At 60.0% G+C, this 1,892-nt stretch carries 1 protein-coding gene; it reads right to left on the reverse strand.

Annotated features, from left to right (window positions below; translation table 11 throughout):
• Positions 1–1,892 (reverse strand): HAD-IC family P-type ATPase (locus EOA86_RS32905; protein WP_128345387.1); only part of this gene is annotated, 1,892 nt, incomplete at both ends.

The following is a 1,892-nucleotide window of genomic DNA, read 5'->3' on the forward strand; positions in this document are numbered from 1 at the left end:
GTTGACGAAAATCAGCCCGACGATCGTCAACACCAATGAGAAGAACGTCAACGCGCGAATCTCATCCTCTGGCATTTCCCAGCGCAAGCCGAGAAGAAAAATGCCCGTAACGAGCACGAAAGCCAGAAGGCCCTGCACAAGGCTCCACGCGATCAACGGACGTGAGAAGAGCGCCGCCTCCGGATCCCGCGGAGGACGTTTCATTATGTCGTCCTCCTCGTTTTCCGCTTCAAAAACCAGTGAGCAGACCGGGTCGATCACCATCTCCAGAAAGGCAATGTGAATTGGCCCGAACAGGATTGGCAGTCCAAACAGCAATGGAAGTAGGGCCAAGCCGGCAATCGGCACGTGCACTGCAAGGATGAAACCCATCGCTTTGCGCAAATTGTCATAGATGCGACGGCCCAACCGTATGGCCTTTACGATCGATCCGAAGTCGTCGTCGAGAAGCACAATGGAAGATGCCTCGCGGGCGACGTCGGTGCCGCGGCCTCCCATGGCAATGCCGATGTTGGCCGCTTTCAGCGAGGGGGCATCGTTGACGCCGTCTCCCGTCATGGCGACGATCCCGCCATTGGCCTTCAAGGCCCTGACGATCGCCAGTTTCTGCTCAGGCATGATCCGCGCGAACACGGTTGCGGTTTTCACGCGCGCCGAAAGGGCAGCCTCGTCCAGTGTCTTGAGTATTTCACCGGTGACGACATCTTCGAAGTCGAGCCCAGCTTCGCCGGCAATTGCTCTTGCCGTCGCCGGGTAGTCTCCGGTGATCATGATCACTTTAATCCCGGCGGCGCGGCAATCACTCACGGCATCCGGAACGCCTGGTCGCAGAGGATCAGCTAGCCCGACGAGGCCGATGAATTCGAAATCGAAACCAGTCTGCTTGTCTGGCAGTTGATCGCCGGCATGACTGGCACGTGCAACGCCCAAGACGCGGAGTCCTTCGGTTGCCATGGCGTTCACGGAAACCTTGACCGAAGCGACACGATCCGCACTCAGACGACAAAGTGCCGCGATGGCCTCCGGCGAGCCCTTGGCGGCGACCAGGCAATTGTCACCGGCAAGCGCCGACCACCACACATTCGACATGGCAAGCAAGTCGGGACGCAGCCCATAGGTGCGGACCAGTTTCCGATCAGGGCTGTTCAACTGTTCCCGCCCAAGCCCCCGCTCCTTGGCAAGGTTGTGAAATGCCTTTTCCATCGGATCAAAAGGAATCTCGGCACTGGCGAGCACGCCGAGCTCGACCAGTTCGCCGAATGCCGCCGGCATCGCTCCGTTCGCGCCGTCTGGCAAACGGAGCAGTTTGCCGTCCGGCGTTCTCAGTTCTGTTATTGTCATGCGGTTCTCGGTCAGCGTTCCGGTCTTGTCCGTGCAGAGAACCGTTGCCGAGCCAAGCGTTTCAATTGCTGCCGCGCGACGGGTGAGCACGCGTGCCTGCGAGATGCGCCAGGCGCCCATGGCCATGAAAATCGTCAACACCATGGGAAACTCTTCCGGCAGCATCGACATGCCGAGCGCAATGCCTGCCAGCACCGCATCAAGCCATCCCCCGCGCAAAACGCCATAAAGCATGACCGCGAGGACACTGACCGCGCCGCCGACGAGTGCGAATATGCCGACAAGGCGTTTTGTTTGTCGCTGCAAGCGGGGTGCTTCGGTCTCCATCGAACTGAGCGATTGCCCGATCGCACCGATTTGGCTGCGCGGCCCGGTCGCCAGAACTTCGCCGACGCCTGAACCGCGAACAACGAGTGATCCGGAAAAGGCGAAAGGCAGGTCGTCTCCACCTGGACGGCGCTCGGCTGGCAGCTGGCCATCTTTGCCTGCAATCTTGCGCACCGGGACGGATTCGCCCGTCAGGAAAGACTCATCGGTCTGGAGGTCTGCAC

Origin of the sequence: Mesorhizobium sp. M5C.F.Ca.IN.020.32.2.1, from assembly GCF_004023105.1 — a bacterium.
GTDB classification, from domain to species: domain Bacteria; phylum Pseudomonadota; class Alphaproteobacteria; order Rhizobiales; family Rhizobiaceae; genus Mesorhizobium; species Mesorhizobium wenxiniae.